General features: G+C 35.9%; 16 protein-coding genes and 3 pseudogenes. 7 read left to right on the top strand and 12 right to left on the bottom strand.

Annotated elements, in window-relative coordinates:
• Positions 1–22: 22 nt before the first annotated feature.
• Positions 23–460, bottom strand: coding sequence for a lipocalin-like domain-containing protein (locus JNUCC23_RS04730; protein ID WP_454214586.1), 438 nt, complete (start codon positions 458–460; stop codon positions 23–25).
• 195 nt (positions 461–655) lie between these two features.
• Here JNUCC23_RS04730 and JNUCC23_RS04725 point away from each other — a divergent pair, with 195 nt between their 5' ends.
• The 3 genes from JNUCC23_RS04725 to JNUCC23_RS04715 all read left to right on the top strand — a co-directional run bounded on the left by JNUCC23_RS04725 (position 656) and on the right by JNUCC23_RS04715 (position 2,969).
• Complete coding sequence (locus JNUCC23_RS04725; protein ID WP_454214584.1) at positions 656–1,558, top strand: LysR family transcriptional regulator; 903 nt, start codon at positions 656–658, stop codon at positions 1,556–1,558.
• Between the two features lie 163 nt (positions 1,559–1,721).
• Positions 1,722–2,036, top strand: coding sequence for a winged helix-turn-helix transcriptional regulator (locus JNUCC23_RS04720; protein ID WP_454215986.1), 315 nt, complete (start codon positions 1,722–1,724; stop codon positions 2,034–2,036).
• A gap of 18 nt (positions 2,037–2,054) precedes the next feature.
• Entirely contained in the window at positions 2,055–2,969 is a 915-nt protein-coding gene (locus tag JNUCC23_RS04715; RefSeq protein WP_454214582.1) for a DsbA family protein, read from the top strand.
• Positions 2,970–3,133: 164 nt separating this feature from the next.
• Here the strand turns inward: JNUCC23_RS04715 and JNUCC23_RS04710 are convergent, their stop codons facing one another.
• From JNUCC23_RS04710 to JNUCC23_RS04690, 5 genes and pseudogenes are all read right to left on the bottom strand, one after another.
• Entirely contained in the window at positions 3,134–3,586 is a 453-nt protein-coding gene (locus JNUCC23_RS04710; protein WP_062183771.1) for a nucleoside deaminase, read from the bottom strand.
• 84 nt (positions 3,587–3,670) lie between these two features.
• A pseudogene (locus JNUCC23_RS04705) lies at positions 3,671–3,867 on the bottom strand (recombinase family protein); the annotation flags it as partial.
• 622 nt (positions 3,868–4,489) lie between these two features.
• Complete coding sequence (locus JNUCC23_RS04700) at positions 4,490–4,663, bottom strand: hypothetical protein (protein WP_062183774.1); 174 nt, start codon at positions 4,661–4,663, stop codon at positions 4,490–4,492.
• Positions 4,664–4,793: 130 nt separating this feature from the next.
• Positions 4,794–5,822: a spore photoproduct lyase gene (gene splB / locus JNUCC23_RS04695; RefSeq protein WP_454214580.1), complete on the bottom strand. Its 1,029-nt coding sequence runs from the start codon at positions 5,820–5,822 to the stop codon at positions 4,794–4,796.
• Positions 5,819–6,082, bottom strand: coding sequence for a transcriptional regulator SplA domain-containing protein (locus JNUCC23_RS04690; RefSeq protein ID WP_403074251.1), 264 nt, complete (start codon positions 6,080–6,082; stop codon positions 5,819–5,821). Before JNUCC23_RS04690 ends, splB begins: the two co-directional genes overlap by 4 nt.
• Before the next feature lie 195 nt (positions 6,083–6,277).
• Here JNUCC23_RS04690 and JNUCC23_RS04685 point away from each other — a divergent pair, with 195 nt between their 5' ends.
• Both JNUCC23_RS04685 and JNUCC23_RS04680 read left to right on the top strand, forming a co-directional pair.
• A complete protein-coding gene (locus JNUCC23_RS04685; protein WP_062183783.1) occupies positions 6,278–6,643 on the top strand; it encodes a carboxymuconolactone decarboxylase family protein in 366 nt (121 codons plus the stop codon).
• 483 nt (positions 6,644–7,126) lie between these two features.
• A complete protein-coding gene (locus tag JNUCC23_RS04680) occupies positions 7,127–7,495 on the top strand; it encodes a YugN family protein (RefSeq protein WP_454214578.1) in 369 nt (122 codons plus the stop codon).
• Between the two features lie 134 nt (positions 7,496–7,629).
• Here JNUCC23_RS04680 and JNUCC23_RS04675 read toward each other — a convergent pair whose 3' ends face one another.
• Positions 7,630–8,073: a ferritin-like domain-containing protein gene (locus JNUCC23_RS04675; RefSeq protein WP_403074254.1), complete on the bottom strand. Its 444-nt coding sequence runs from the start codon at positions 8,071–8,073 to the stop codon at positions 7,630–7,632.
• Positions 8,074–8,213: 140 nt separating this feature from the next.
• Between JNUCC23_RS04675 and JNUCC23_RS04670 the strand changes: the two genes are divergently transcribed.
• The gene (locus JNUCC23_RS04670; RefSeq protein ID WP_403074256.1) at positions 8,214–8,648 is read left to right on the top strand and encodes a pyridoxamine 5'-phosphate oxidase family protein; all 435 of its coding nucleotides are present in this window, start codon (positions 8,214–8,216) and stop codon (positions 8,646–8,648) included.
• 49 nt (positions 8,649–8,697) lie between these two features.
• Here JNUCC23_RS04670 and uvsE (JNUCC23_RS04665) read toward each other — a convergent pair.
• The 4 genes and pseudogenes from uvsE (JNUCC23_RS04665) to JNUCC23_RS04650 all read right to left on the bottom strand — a co-directional run bounded on the left by uvsE (JNUCC23_RS04665) (position 8,698) and on the right by JNUCC23_RS04650 (position 12,017).
• Positions 8,698–9,579 (bottom strand): annotated as a pseudogene (gene uvsE, locus JNUCC23_RS04665) (UV DNA damage repair endonuclease UvsE).
• Positions 9,580–9,689: 110 nt separating this feature from the next.
• On the bottom strand, positions 9,690–10,643 hold the full coding sequence (uvsE, locus tag JNUCC23_RS04660) for a UV DNA damage repair endonuclease UvsE (protein WP_062183791.1): 954 nt from the start codon (positions 10,641–10,643) through the stop codon (positions 9,690–9,692).
• Between the two features lie 187 nt (positions 10,644–10,830).
• A pseudogene (locus JNUCC23_RS04655) lies at positions 10,831–10,976 on the bottom strand (IS5/IS1182 family transposase); the annotation flags it as partial.
• A 348-nt stretch (positions 10,977–11,324) separates the two neighbouring features.
• A complete protein-coding gene (locus tag JNUCC23_RS04650; RefSeq protein WP_454214575.1) occupies positions 11,325–12,017 on the bottom strand; it encodes a phosphoribosylaminoimidazolesuccinocarboxamide synthase in 693 nt (230 codons plus the stop codon).
• A gap of 552 nt (positions 12,018–12,569) precedes the next feature.
• On the opposite strand from JNUCC23_RS04650, the gene JNUCC23_RS04645 reads away from it, so the two are divergent.
• Positions 12,570–12,755 carry a hypothetical protein gene (locus tag JNUCC23_RS04645; protein ID WP_062183796.1) on the top strand — a complete coding sequence of 62 codons (186 nt, stop codon included), beginning with the start codon at positions 12,570–12,572 and terminating at the stop codon, positions 12,753–12,755.
• 140 nt (positions 12,756–12,895) lie between these two features.
• Here JNUCC23_RS04645 and JNUCC23_RS04640 read toward each other — a convergent pair whose 3' ends face one another.
• Positions 12,896–13,450, bottom strand: a complete 555-nt coding sequence (locus JNUCC23_RS04640; protein WP_403074260.1) for a cysteine hydrolase family protein — start codon at positions 13,448–13,450, stop codon at positions 12,896–12,898.
• Positions 13,451–13,616 lie beyond the last annotated feature (166 nt).

The raw sequence follows: 13,616 nt of genomic DNA, 5'->3' as shown, positions 1-13,616 counted from the left end.
CTCCATTGTTTAAATAGACTGCTTAAACTCGTTTCCAGATTAATTTCGTATTTTGTTGTTTGCCGTCCACAATAACGGGTGGGCTCGCAATTTCAAGTAAATCCCCATTAAGTTTGACATAACGTGGTTGCGTATCGCCCAACCATGTTGGATTCATGCTAACTGACATATGATGGGTTACGATGAGGTTCTCTTCATCCACTTCATAAGGGCCACAGTAAGCAAGATAACCTTGAGCTGCAGCTGCCATCTCTTCTTTTGTTCCAGTATGTAACGCACCTGATGCATATGCCGGACGTCCTGGACTCATCATTTGTGCTGACATATACCCTTCTGGATGATACATAATAAAGCCTGTGCAATCTTCCCCCATTGGAAATGTTTTATTCCCTTCATTGTCCGTCACTTCGTATGAAACTAAACTCCAAATGCCGACTACCATTTCTTTTTTAAACGCCATGATTGAACCTCTCCTCTTTTATATTTGCAAAAAAAGTATTTGAATTGCAAAATGAAGCAATTCTTTGCAAGACTAAAACCTCATTCCTTATTTTTACTATTGGTTTTGTAGTATAGTATAATCAATATTAATTTATAATATAAATACATAATTTCTATAGTATATATTTGCAATATTTATAAATGAGGTAAATGAATGGAAATCAGACAAATTCAATACTTTTCCGAAGTAGTCAAATATGGAAGCTTTTCAAAAGCAGCAGAACACTTGTATATTTCTCAGCCTACTATTAGTAACGTTGTAAAGGACTTAGAAAATGAATTAGGAGTAACGTTATTGGTCCGGACAACAAGAAAGTTAGAACTTACTGATACAGGACGATTACTTTTTCAATACGGCCAACAAATTTCCCAATCCTTACAACATTTTCACCAAGAATTGGATGATATTAAAAACGGACATAAAGGCACTGTTAAAATGGGGATTTACTCCTCAGTTGGAACGGAAATTCTTACTAGAATTATGTCAAAATTATACAATTTATACCCTGAAATCACCATTCAATTCGTTGAGGATGGTGCTAGTCATTTAAAAAAGGCCTTAATTAATGGCGATCTAGATGTAGTTGTTGTCGATTTACCTACTGATGAAACATTTAACTACTTTTCTTTTCTGAATGGGGATCTTCGTCTTCTCGTGCACCAAGATCATGAGCTTGCAAACAAGGAGCAAGTAAATTGGTCAGAATTACAGAATGAAAAGTTTATCATTTTTCGTGAAGGATTTACCGTTCACAACTTAATTATGAAGGAGTGCAGAAGAATAGGGTTTGAACCAAATATCATTTGTGAAACGTCCCAATGGAAGTTCATACTAGAATTGGTTTCATTTAATATGGGAATCACCATCCTCCCCCAAAGCAGTGTGAACGAGATAACGGTAAGGAATAAGGGGATAAAAGTACTGCCTCTCATTGATCAACAAGTAAATTGGCAAATTGGCATCGCTTGGCGAAAAGGAAGCTATATTTCTCTCGCAACAAGAACTTGGATCAATTTTGTAAAAGATAAACTGGAGAAAAATGAAATCGATAATTGAATTAAATAATGATCTCAAAGTAAAGCTGACTTTCACCCTATTATGAATGGTTGGCTTTTTATTGATCCCAGTTTAACTTTCAAAATTGATTCATTCATCTAACAAAAACCACTTGATATATTTTTTATACTCGATATACTTAATATACAAAGAAGGTGATTTTATTAATATTTGTCCTTATTTAGAATTTTCGATGCAAATATTAGGTAAGAAGTGGAACGGGTTAATTATCCATTACTTGTCCCTTTGTCCAAATGGCTCAGCTCATTTTTCTGAGATAAAAAGGGATCTTACAGATATTACGCCTAGAGCTCTTTCGCAAAAACTTTCCGAGCTTATCGAGTATGAATTAATTGAAAAAAAAGTGAAAACTGGCTCATCCGTCAGTATTTCGTATGAGTTAACAGAAAAAGGCCGCGCCTTGACAAATGCCCTCGTGCCGATCCAAGAGTGGGCACAACAGTATAAAAATCAATAAAGAAATGAGGAAAATAAAATGAAGAAAAATAATATGGTTTGTGACTTAGAAACAGGAGTATGCGGTGACCCAGGCGAAGACGCAATGGAAACGATTGATTTGAACCAACCTCAAGAAGTGATTAACTTTTATTATGTAACAGACCCTATCTGCTCTCATTGCTGGGCGCTTGAGCCAGTTTTACGAAAGTTCGAAGAGCAGTACGGACAGTATATTAAATTCCACACTGTAATGGGTGGATTACTAGAAAGTTGGGATGGCTTTGCTGACGTAGCGAATGGGATTGGTGGTCCTGCAGATGTAGCTGGTCACTGGAGAGAAGTTGGCGAACATTCCCGTATGCCGATTGACGGCTCATTATTCCTTACGAATCCGATTCAATCATCCTACCCACCTTCTCGAGTATTTAAAATCATTCAACAAAAAGATGAGAAGCTAGCTAAGACTTTCTTACGTCGCGCAAGAGAAGCGGTTTTTGCTTTTAATCAAAATATCGGCGAAAAACAAATTTTGATTAATCTTGTCAATCAAATGGGCCTTGACGGAGAATCTATCGTGAAAGAAGCAGAACTTCCAACTGGACAAAAACTTTTAGATCAAGACTTTGCCCTTGCTAGAAGTCTTGGCGTACGCGGATTCCCAACAATCATCATGGTAAACGAAGAGAATAAAGGGGTAAAAATCGTTGGTGCACGTCCACTTGAATTCTATGTAAATGGACTAGAACAAGTACTTGCGAAAAAGCCTCAAGCACAGCCCGTTCCTGAATTAACCAAAACTCTTGAAAAAGAAGGTCTCTTGTTCTCCAAAGAAATAGAAGTTCTATATGATGTGGAACAAAGCGAAGTAAATTCTTTTTTACAAACAGAACTTTCAGCTGAAGATTATGAAAGTAAAGAAATTCTTGGAGAAGTGTATATTGAAAAAAGATGAGGTTGGCATATCTAGTAAAATGTTCAACTATTAATGATTAGCAAACCAAAAGAAAGAGCGTGTTTTGATAACAATCATCATCAAAATACGCTCTTTTGATTCAGTGAGAACACTCTTTTATAATAATGTTTGATCATTCTTGCAAAACCCACATTTCTCCAACATCATGATTGCTCTTTCCAAAGCTTCATTGGATTTTCTTGCCCTGCTTTCAACGGCATTTGTATCATCGAAAGTGCGCGTTCTGCTTTTGTTTTTTGTAAGTCGTCATATATATCTTTTGATTTCCCTAATCCCACTTCAACCGCATTCTCAACTGATGCACAATAAAAAACCTTTTCGATTCCAGCAAAGTACATGGCTGATAAACACATCGGACAAGGCTCCCCACTTGCATACATTGTATAACCTGATAGATCATTCGTTTGTACTTGCTCTTGCACGCGCCGGATAGCAAGCAATTCCGCATGCCCGCTAACATCATACGCTTTGTGCAGTTCATTCACGCCTTCAGCTACAACCTTGTTATTTTTGACAAGTACTGCACCAAAAGGTTGACCGCCACAACGAACATTTTCAATCGCTAGTTCTACTGCTCGTTCCATGAATTTGTCCATTTTAAAACCTCCATTAATATTCTTTTTAAGGGGTAAAGAAATGAATCGAGGAAAAAGGTCCACATATGAATAAATTCCCAATTTTCACAACTTATCTTTTTCCATTTCCTTTAGCTTCCGATAAATCGCTGCCTGACTGAGTCTTGTAATTGTACCAATCTCCTTAACAGTTTTATCTGTTTTTTCGTACTTCAAGGGCATGGTTCATTCCTGAATGTTTATTTATATATTTTTTTACCCTTCCTCGATTTTCCCTTTTGTTTGGCTATTTTAATTCCTGAAAGCTACTTTTCTTTAATCTAGGTGTTGTTCTTGAATACTTACCCCGAGCATATCCATAGATCATTTTTCTTCCCTTTTTAATATGTATTTTTGATAGGTGTTATTGAGGTTCTATTAAGCTAACAATATCAAGGAATCAAAAACTTATCAATTGAGTGTATTCTATTGCTAATGAATAGACTGATCAGTTTTTACCGTTTAGCCCATACATAATTAACTTACAAAAGAATACGAACCCTATTATTAAATAACTATAACAGAAGAATGAGCTATACAATTGACCAACGATTACAATTACCTAAACGAATGTAACCGTTACGTAGGATAATTTTGGAGATAATCATCCTATTTCTCTATTTTCTACGATACAATTATCGATTAGTGTTATTAGTTAAATTACTAAACCCTTTACATCTCTAGATCCACACCTTTTGCTCCGTAATCTGGAACACGACTCACATGCTCTCTATGACATTTTGATCCCGAATCCTGCTGATATTTACCTTTTTGTTTCTCATTAATTTTAAGCTTGTTGATGCGACAATGACATTATCTCCATACTCTATAACCTCAATAAGTGTAGAAGGCCGAGCATATAACACTGCTCGGCCTTCTTATTCCCTAACGACGATGCTCTACAAGGTCTATTACGCCCAATACTACGTGTGCTAAACCGAAACCAAAAATGGTATTTGCAATCATTTTGTTTGATCCACGATTTTGTTTCATTACGTAACCTGTAGTCGTTACAACAGATCCTAATGCAGTTGGTATTAGACCTTCACGAATATTCATAGTAAAATCCCCCTACATCGCAGTTAGTTGGTGTATATTCACCATCTTTATTGTTACCTTTATAAGTAGAATTATGCTATTCCAAAAAGTTCAATGATATATTAACAAATTTAGTATTTAATGGTATTCTTCATGTGAAATATTCTAATTTAGCATTTGGGAAAAATTTTTCCATATAGGTGTATAGATGTTTTTTCATGTCCTCTTCTTCCTCTTTTTGATAAATATATTTTCCTATTCCATATTTCCCCCACTTGTACCTTCTTTTCTCTTCAATTAATTCTAATTTTGTCATGGGGTAGTTTTTTTCGATTACTCTCTTAGCTGGCTTAGTAAATCGATGCTGAATAAACTCAAATGTTAGATCTTTTTTAGCTTCTAAAGGCAATTCCTCATTCAAACGCTCAAACATACGATAGTATCCATCCTCCCACCCTTCATGAAGATAAATGGGTGCTACTATAAACCCGAGTGGATATCCGGCTCTTGCAACTTTTCCTGCAGCCTCAATTCTTTTTACTAGAGGAGAAGTCCCTGGCTCAAAGTTCTTAATCACATAATCAGCGTTAACACTAAATCGAAACCTTGTATTTCCATTATGTTTAGCATCAAGTAAGTGATCTACATGATGAAATTTTGTTACAAACCTTAATTTTCCATGTTTTGATTCACCAAAATGTTCAATCGCCCGTTTTAACGTATGGGTTAAATGATCAATCCCAACAATATCAGATGTACAGGATGCTTCAAACCTAGTCAGTTCGGGCGCGCGTTCCTCCATATATTTGTCGGCAGCTTCCAGGATTTCCTCGACATTAACATACGTACGGATATATGGCTTGCTCCCCATCGTAGTTTGTAAATAGCAATAATGACAATGACCCATACAGCCTGTTGCAAAAGGGATAGCATACTCTGCTGATGGCTTTGATGTGTCAAATTTAAGCGTTTTTCTAATTCCAACTACTAACGTGGATTTTGCTACTCGATATCTTTGAAAATCATTTTCTCCTGGGAGATTCCTTACTTGATTATGGGAAGTCGTATATCGTATTTCAACATCCATTTTTTCAAATTTTTCTTTAAGCTCTCTTCCTAATGGATAATCTAACGCATTGGGTTCAAAATATACGAGCTTAGGTGTAAATGGCATATTCATTCCACTGTCCCCTCTGATACGTCTCCATAATAATAATTGAAGGCTTGATTCGCCTCTTTTTCTGTAGAGTAAATGGCCATTTCACTGGATAGCGGATAATAAGTTTCATAAAGAAAAATAGCTAATTCCTTGGGATTCTCAGGGTTATTTACAACTGCTGCTGCCTGGATATTTGCTACATCCTGCGTGTGCGGGTTACGGTAAAAAACATAGACAACATCTCCAGCATGATATGTTTGATTTTCGTTATAAAGTTCCATTTACATCACCCTTTTCTTTAAGAAGTACTAGTTAAAGTTATTCATTATTAAAGGTTTGCCTTTAGTTCTTAAAATTATGTTTTCTTGATTATGTAAAAGGTTTGAAATTTATAATAATATTTTGTTTAAACATACACATTCTGCTCATAATAAATTTGATAAACATAACTATTTTTGAAATGGGGTTAATGATAAATGGATTTTGAAACTAGAAACTCTACTGAAGAGGCACTTATTAAATATAAAAAAGGACTTGGATTGTTCACCGAAAAAATGCCTGAATTTGCAAAACAATTTAATTCTTTTACTGAAGAATGCTTTAAAGAAGGTACTTTATCTCAAAAAGAAAAACAATTAATCGCATTAGGCATCAGTCTCCATGCTCAGGACGAGTATTGTATCATCTATCATACAAAAGGATGCCTTGATCAAGGTTGCTCAGAACAAGACATTCTTGAAACTATAGGTGTGGCTGCAGCATTTGGCGGTGGGGCATCCATGAGCCAAGGAGTTACTCTTGTTCAAGAATGCATCCAGGAACTGAACCAAATGAAACAATAAAGTGAAACTTCAATCCGTGGGGGTTTTCTTCATCCCCCACTGATTGTTAGTTGAACCAATCGGGCTTTTACGGGCAGTTGTCCCCTACCTACACTTCTTCGATTCTTCTAAGTCTTGAGGTGGGGGTCTTACTACCCGTTAATGCGGGATAAAATTTCAATAGTAGTTTAGTTAAAGGATGGAATCGTAAAGAGTTCGTCCTTTCTCTTTGATTCTCTTGGAGTACAATTTACTCAAACAATAAACAAATTAATCTATTTGTAAAAATTAAACACCCATTCAATCTCGACCTATCTCTTTTCACTTAGAAAGCAGTTTTTCATCGTATATCTCTAATTACATTCGACCCGCATTTTCATGTATTTCCCCCTATTTTTTGAAAATAATAGTAATAATAAATATTTTTATTAGAGGTGAATGGTGATGATCAAATTAAACTCAGAATTATAAGGAAAAAAAGCCAACTTTGGACTTGCTCGAAAAATGTTTAACTCCTATGGGTGTAGTTTCTGTAGTAATTTTGAATATGATCAAGGGAAATTCGATGCAGTTTTATGGCGGGAAGGCGGGGAAACGATCTATTTAAGAATCCCTTTTAATATTTTGACAGAGGCATTAGATCATTCTAATGCCTCTATTGAGTTTGGAACACCTTATGTTATTAAACATGTAGTGAATATTGGGTTAGACTATGATGAAAACTCTTTACTAACAGCTTCCACAGGACTTAATCAATTTCAAGAGCCTTTGGATAAAGACGGGGATATAAGAGATAAAAGTAGATGGGTAAAAGCTGGTGAAGAAACAATAGAACAAATATTGCATTCCATGAATGAATTATTAAGCGCATAAAATTCTCTTATAGTGCTTGTGATTGAATCAATAAACAAATCAGCGCACTCGTCGTTCCCACTTCCTAACCATTCCTTTTCTTTATATAGTAATTTAGTAATTAAGGACAGGGAACGTTAAGAAAAGAAATGCTATCATGACGGTCTATTCTCGTTAACTAATTGATTTAAGAAATTAACATGCTCTCTGTCCTTATCTAATATCCCCTCAATTAATTGTCGACTTTCAGGGTCTAAATCCCCTTTTACAATTTTTTCAGACACTTGGATCCCATAATAATCTTCTCCCTTTAATGCACTTTCTATTATTCCAGCCGGTGTATCAGGAATCATAAATTGACCAATAAAGCCTTGGACGGAACCAACCATCCCTTCATCATCCACTGGTGTTCCTCCAAGGTTTTGAATTCTTTCAGCAACTTTTAAGGCATGGTTCTTATGATCTTGTTGAATTCTTTGAAATTCACTTTTTATGTAAGGATCGTTTAATTTCTGTATGTGGTGTTCATAAGCATGGATACCCATGTATTGCCCTTTTAAAAAATTATTTAATGTGTTTACTACACCGTTTGCTGCCATTCTAAACCACGCCTTTTTTTATTTATTATTGGCATTGTAGTAAAGGTTATCCCTCCAACACGAAAGTGAATTTTTTACAGTTTAATTACACTAATTAAGAGGAAAATTAACCATAACCTTTAAGAAAAGGAGTAGAATTAATGAGCAATCAAGTTTTAAAAGAACAGGTGGCTAAAATTATCTCTGATCACAGAACCGGTATTCTTTCATCTGTTGAAAATAACAAGCCCCATTCACGGTATATGACGTTCTATAATGACGACTTAACATTATTTACACCAACGAAAATGGATACTGAGAAAATAGAAGAAATAGAAAAGAATCCTTCCGTTTCTGTATTGTTAGGTTATGAAGAAAAAGGACAAAGCGATGCATATGTTGAAATCTTAGGAACATCTTCCATTAATGATTCACAAGCTTTGAAAAAACAATTTTGGGACGAATCATTTAATAAATGGTTTGACGGTCCTGAAGATCCAAACTACGTGTTTCTTCAAATAGAACCTGAAACTGTCCGTATATTAAACATCCATGGCGAGCATCCTCAAGAGCTTACTATAGAAAATGGAGAGTAACTCAAATTAATTAGACTCCTACAGTCCTCTCTTTGGCTCTTCTTTCCATTTACTTCATACGAAAAGAAGAGCCATCAATGAGGTCAACATCCTCTCTTCTTTTGACCTCTTCCATTAATTTAAATGATGCTTCGTCTTTTCTCTTGGCCTTAATCATACAGTCCATTTGCGAGATGCTACCATTTATCACTTTCAAAAACTTGAAAAACATATCGATGTCTACATAATCTGAATGGTGGCGGTACGCTTTTTCGCTTTTCGGACTTGAAATGTGCATTTTAAGTGGAAGTGGAGAATGCCTCCATGTTTGCACAACCCGATTCCAGTTATCTTCCCAACTTGTATTTTGATGATGGGCAAGGTGATGATGATAATCGAATACAAGCGGAATATCTAGTTTTTCACATAAGTAGTGTGTATCTTCTAAGGTAAACGAAGTATCATCATTTTCAAGCATGATCATTTTTTGAATGGATCTCGGAACAATCATCTAATTATCAACAAAACGTTCGAGTGATTTTTCAGTTTCCTTATAATTGCCGCCCACATGCATCACACAGCGATGAGTTGAGTCAATCCCCATCCCCTTTAGTAATAAGTAATGCAGTTTTAAAGTATTTATTGAATTTTTCAAAATCTGTTTCTTCATGGAATTAATAATAACAAAATGATCTGGATGAAAATCAATTCTTATCTTATGTTTTTTAGCAAAATCTCCAATCTCAAGGAGCAGTCCTTTTAGTGGTTTTATATAATTTCAATCAAGCAGTTCTTCATGGTTCGCCAAAGGAATAAGACGAGAGGTTAAACGATAAAAATGAATGTCAGAAGCTGCATTATGCTTAAGGTGCCTAAGTGTATTTTGTAAATTCAATATTGATATACGTTCCAATTTGCGAATGACAACATAGCCAAGACGTATAATTGTCATTTTTTCCACCTCATCAAAAGGAGAATAGAAATTATTAATAGCTCATCTTTCCAGTTATAATAGGGAAATGGTCTAAGTAAACAAGAAGAATCTTCCTATCCTATCTATACTTACCATTCCACCGCAGAACCTGATATACGTTTGACTCCCCGAATTGAAGCTACTTCTTCTATAAGTTTGTGCATGGCAAGGTTCTTCTGTTTTGCTTCTATCATAATGTCAAAGTCTTGATTAAGTATCTTTGCCATTTTTAAGAATGGGAGTACGAAGTCTAAAGAGACAAAATCCGCGTGGGAACGATAGGCTTGATCTGATTTCGGCGAAGAAATGTGGACTTTTGGTACAGCCTTAGAATCGTTCCAAGTATTAAAGATGCGTTGTAAATAAAGTGGAAGTTCAACCTCCCTTTTATTCGCCATATGGTGATGATAATCAAGAATCATCGGTATATTTTCTTTTTCACAAGTAATAAGCGTTTCCTCAACTTCATAGGTTTTATCATCATTTTCAAGCGTCATATGCTTTTTAATTTCTATTGGCAATCTTTTAATATTCTGATGAAAACGTCTTAATGACATGTCTTTATCCCCATAGGCTCCACCAATATGAATATTAATAATTCCCCTCTCCAGTGCATTCATAGCATCAAGCATCATAAAATGATATTGCATATCCCTCACTGCATTCATGGTCACCTCTTCTCGTGGGCTTGTAAAAAGTGTAAATTGATTTGGGTGAAAACTCGGGCGAAGCTTAAATTGATTTATTAATTGACCAAGTTCTTCCCATTCGGTTTTGAATGGAGTAATGAAATCCCACCTTACTTCCGGATGGGTTGCCAAGGGTACAAGTGAGCTTGAAAACCGATATAATTCTATTTCGTGCGCGATATTATAATACAAAATTCTTTTCGTATGATGTAAATTTTGTGCGGTGACAGTTTTGAGTTTCTCCATTCGCTCGTTTTTAGGGAGAGCTGAATACCGTGTAAAAGTTAAAGCCTTTGAAGGGCTTGCATCCCATAAGCCTATCGCATTCGCTACATAGCCAAATCGAATCTTCATCTATTTTCTCCTTACTTTAATACAATGCAATTATTTAAAAGAACACTCTTAGACATTAAAATCAGTAAACTCTAAACCCTATTAGTTCCCCTTATATTATACGAATTCTCTATTAGATATACGTATTCTTGTGATATTCAAGCAGCAGCCTTTTTAACTCTTGATATTAAACTTCTAACCCTAAACTGGCTACTATTGTGGCAACAACTTTAGGCTTTCCGACTTCCTCAATCACTTGTGCAACTAATGGCTCTAAAATATGACTGTCACCGTGTTACCTGGTGTTACAATGGCGCCAAGCACAAAACCATTGTGGGCTGCCGCCGCAAGAAATAAAGTGAAACTTCAATCAGTGGGGATTTTCCGTCCCCCCTGATTGTTAGTCCCGTTCTACTATCGCTAAGATCGAAAGTACGAACTAAGGTAAGTTTCACTGTATCTCACCAATCGGGCTTTTACTTCAAAAAGTGAGGCCACTGCCCAGCCCTGACAAGCATAAGAGGGTCTAGGAGCCGCAACTAGATTGGGCAGTTATGAGTGGTGGGATCAAAAAAAACACCCCCTATCATAGTCCCATACAGGCGATCAAGATTGGGGTGTTTTGATAACTCTGGTAGTAACGATCAATTATCGATGGCAACCTTTTTTCACCTTAGTGATAATCACGACCATAAGAATACTCTAGAGGTTAACTTCCAACATCAATTTCTCTAATTCCAGCGGCTCGATATAGGTCCCATTTTTATAAGCTCTCATGTTTCCTCCTGAGATTTCATCGATTAACGCGATTTGCTTATATTCGCCGACTCTGCCAAATTCAAATTTAATATCGTATAATTCGATATCTTTCTTCGCTAATTCTTCTTTTACAACGTTACCGATCTGTTTGGTAAGGTCTTTTAATACGGTATATTCCGCTTTTGTTAGGATACCTAGCATATCAAGTGCATCTTCGCTAATCGGCGGATCTTGGCGTTCATCATCTTTCAAAGTGACTTCTACAAATGCGTCTAATGGTTGCCCTTCTTCTGCATACATCCCATAGCGACGGAGAAAACTTCCAACTGCCTTGTAACGGCAGATTACTTCAAGCCCTTTGCCGAATACAGTTGCTGGCTTCACTGTCATCGTCGCTTCTTCAATATTAGCGTCTATATAATGTGTAGGAATCTCTTTTTCTTTTAATATTTCAAAAAAGTACTTCGTTAAACTAAGGCCTGCTCGACCCGCACCTTCAAGCGTTAAACCGACTGTATTGGCTCCTGGATCGAAGACACCATTTTCCCCTGTTACATCATCTTTAAATTTCAATAAATAATTTCCGTTTTCAAGGGCATAAACATCCTTCGTTTTCCCCGTATAAATCGACCTCATTAGAAAAACCCTCTCCTGTATATAATTGTTATATACTTATAATAATATCTTCATTTTTCTGAAAAATCAATTTCTCTTTTATAAGGTTGTTCCAAAAGTCCGGTAAAATGATTGCGAATTGTGTCATCGATCTGTCTCTCGGTTCTCACGTATAACTGCATATGTTCCGGCCCTCTCGAGATGCGCTCCTCGAACTTCTCGGCTCTTTTTATCCTCCTTTTTGAACACGTACTTTAAGAATAATTATTCCCTTCTTTGGTCTGCCTATTGATGCTTCCTACTGTTTCTAAAGAACTTAACGCTTCCCGCAAAATAAGTCTAATCGTATATTTAAAAGACATTGGAAGATTTCCAAGAAGGAGATGATTAAGAAGCAACACCCCATCCGAACTCCTACGATCTTGTTGAAATTCCACTAACGAATAAGAAACGTGATGATAATTGTAGATAAATTTATTAAGCTACTAGCAGGATATTGCACACTCTTTCCATAAATAAGTAAAGTGGAGAAACACATGCCCTAACAAATAAGTGGAAAGGTGGTCGTTGTCTATGAGTTCAGAAATAAACTTACAACAAATCGCCGAAAGTGTGACTAGATCCGTATTGAATGCATCCGACAAAGACTTGGAAGGCTTCCAAAAAATCATTGAAGAAACAATTAAAGTAAGAGAAGGACATAAAAATCTACAGAAATTAGTGAAAAGCTATTCTACATCTATGATTCAGCGTTCATAAATGTCATAAGGCTGCACCCTTTTACATGGTGCAGCCATCCATTTCCATTTCATTGCTATTCGACAATTTCCAGATCTTGTACTGGCTTCATTTATATGAAACTCTACACTAGAAGATACTCTAAAACAGACATTTTGTTTCTATCTTAGATTTAACTTGTTGATAAGTTGCTCTGTCGTTATAACGGTAGCAAATTCTTCATGCAAAGTAGCAAGTGAAATAGTGTGGATTGTCTCTGCATCATAATATTGATCATTTTGATCCTTCATCCCAAATGCTGCTGTAGCGTCTGAAAGAAGATATGTATTAAACCCTAAATTGCCACTCATTCTTGTCGTTGTCGAGACACAATGCGGTGTCGTCAGACCTGTTATGACAACTGTTCCGATCTCATTTGATCTTAGAAACTCTTCTAAATTGGTTCCGATAAACGCACTATTTACCTTCTTAGTTAGGACAATTTCATCTTCTAGTGGATTCACCAACTCTTTGATAAGGAAACCATCATTTTTCCGATGAAAAAGAGAATGGAGAGAATCTGACAAATGTTGAATATGAATCACTTGCCATCCCTTGTTTCTCCAGAGCTTTAGTAGCTTACTTATATTTTCCTCTGCATTTGGATTATTTCGTTTCCCCCATTTCTGATCATCAAAAGCATTTTGTACATCTATAATGATTAAAGCTCTCTTCATGAACCATCCCACCCTAATTAATTATCTGTTTACAAAATAATTTAACAATTTTGAAGTCTTTTCACAAGAATAGGGTGTCAGTCCCCTTCAAATATTCAAATGATTAATATTGACTGAAGAATTCCGTTTTATTTTCATTACAGATCGTAATGTATTCCTTCTGGCG

The sequence above is a fragment of the Peribacillus sp. JNUCC 23 genome, from assembly GCF_053653995.1.
The sequence above is the reverse complement of the archived record's forward strand: the minus strand, read 5'-3'. Positions and strand labels throughout refer to the sequence as shown.

Coding starts and splice junctions, on each gene's coding strand:
- JNUCC23_RS04685 (WP_062183783.1), top strand. CDS start 6,278: ATGGATTTTGAAACTAGAAACTCTACTGAAGAGGCACTTATTAAATAT.
- JNUCC23_RS04675 (WP_403074254.1), bottom strand. CDS start 8,073: ATGGCAGCAAACGGTGTAGTAAACACATTAAATAATTTTTTAAAAGGG.
- JNUCC23_RS04690 (WP_403074251.1), bottom strand. CDS start 6,082: ATGGAACTTTATAACGAAAATCAAACATATCATGCTGGAGATGTTGTC.
- JNUCC23_RS04725 (WP_454214584.1), top strand. CDS start 656: ATGGAAATCAGACAAATTCAATACTTTTCCGAAGTAGTCAAATATGGA.
- JNUCC23_RS04700 (WP_062183774.1), bottom strand. CDS start 4,663: ATGAATATTCGTGAAGGTCTAATACCAACTGCATTAGGATCTGTTGTA.
- JNUCC23_RS04680 (WP_454214578.1), top strand. CDS start 7,127: ATGTTTAACTCCTATGGGTGTAGTTTCTGTAGTAATTTTGAATATGAT.
- JNUCC23_RS04710 (WP_062183771.1), bottom strand. CDS start 3,586: ATGGACAAATTCATGGAACGAGCAGTAGAACTAGCGATTGAAAATGTT.
- splB (WP_454214580.1), bottom strand. CDS start 5,822: ATGAATATGCCATTTACACCTAAGCTCGTATATTTTGAACCCAATGCG.
- JNUCC23_RS04650 (WP_454214575.1), bottom strand. CDS start 12,017: ATGAGGTCGATTTATACGGGGAAAACGAAGGATGTTTATGCCCTTGAA.
- uvsE (WP_062183791.1), bottom strand. CDS start 10,643: ATGAAGATTCGATTTGGCTATGTAGCGAATGCGATAGGCTTATGGGAT.
- JNUCC23_RS04730 (WP_454214586.1), bottom strand. CDS start 460: ATGGCGTTTAAAAAAGAAATGGTAGTCGGCATTTGGAGTTTAGTTTCA.
- JNUCC23_RS04715 (WP_454214582.1), top strand. CDS start 2,055: ATGAAGAAAAATAATATGGTTTGTGACTTAGAAACAGGAGTATGCGGT.
- JNUCC23_RS04645 (WP_062183796.1), top strand. CDS start 12,570: ATGAGTTCAGAAATAAACTTACAACAAATCGCCGAAAGTGTGACTAGA.
- JNUCC23_RS04670 (WP_403074256.1), top strand. CDS start 8,214: ATGAGCAATCAAGTTTTAAAAGAACAGGTGGCTAAAATTATCTCTGAT.
- JNUCC23_RS04640 (WP_403074260.1), bottom strand. CDS start 13,450: ATGAAGAGAGCTTTAATCATTATAGATGTACAAAATGCTTTTGATGAT.